Raw genomic sequence first — 925 nt, 5'->3', positions numbered from 1 at the left:
GATGCACAAGATCGTCGAGAACGTGCGGCTCGAAGAGGAGCTGTGCGAGGAGGCCCCGTTCTACACCCTGGGCCCGCTGGCCACCGACATCGCACCGGCCTACGACCACATCACGTCGGCGATCGGCGCGGCGATCATCGCCCAGGCCGGCACCGCGATGCTGTGCTACGTGACACCCAAGGAACACCTCGGGCTGCCGGACCGCAAGGACGTCAAGGACGGGGTGATCGCCTACAAGATCGCCGCCCACTCCGCAGACCTGGCCAAGGGCCATCCGCGGGCCCAGGAGCGCGACGATGCGTTGAGCACCGCACGCTTCGAGTTCCGCTGGAACGACCAGTTCGCGTTGTCGTTGGACCCCGACACCGCACGGGAATTCCACGACGAGACCCTGCCTGCCGAGCCCGCCAAGACGGCGCACTTCTGCTCGATGTGCGGGCCCAAGTTCTGCTCCATGCGGATCACCGCCGACGTTCGGGCCTACGCCGCCGAGCACGGGCTCGACAGCGAGGAGGCGATCGAGGCGGTCATGAACGAGGGCATGGCCGAGAAGTCGCGCGAGTTCGCCGAGCACGGCAACCGGGTGTACCTGCCGATCAGCCAGCAGTGATCCAACCGCTCCCGGTGCTGCCGCTGGCACCCCCGGGCGCCACGCCGCTGCGCGTGCTGTCCATCGCCGGGTCCGACTCGGGGGGCGGCGCCGGCATCCAGGCCGACATGCGCACCATGGCGCTACTCGGCGTGCACGCCTGCGTCGCGGTCTCCACCGCCTCGATCTGGGCGGCCACGACATCGTCGGGCACCTCGTGAAAGCCCTTGACGCCCAACGTGTTCTGCACGGTGACCGCGGAGACCGCGACGCAGGCGTGCACGCCGAGTAGCGCCATGGTGCGCATGTCGGCCTGGATGCCGGCGCCGCCCCCCG

The 925-nt window shown here is 69.5% G+C and carries 1 protein-coding gene and 1 pseudogene; one reads left to right on the top strand and one right to left on the bottom strand.

Going from position 1 to position 925, the window contains the following annotated elements; all coding sequences use genetic code 11:
• Positions 1-610: phosphomethylpyrimidine synthase ThiC (locus A9X03_RS15255; RefSeq protein WP_068259288.1), on the top strand; the 610-nt coding region annotated here is incomplete at its 5' end.
• Positions 611-764: 154 nt separating this feature from the next.
• Here A9X03_RS15255 and A9X03_RS28505 read toward each other — a convergent pair.
• A pseudogene (locus A9X03_RS28505) lies at positions 765-925 on the bottom strand (bifunctional hydroxymethylpyrimidine kinase/phosphomethylpyrimidine kinase); the annotation flags it as partial.

It is taken from the genome of Mycobacterium sp. E1715 (assembly GCF_001667625.1).
Taxonomy (GTDB): Bacteria; Actinomycetota; Actinomycetes; order Mycobacteriales; family Mycobacteriaceae; genus Mycobacterium.
This window is presented reverse-complemented; position numbering and strand designations above follow the sequence as displayed.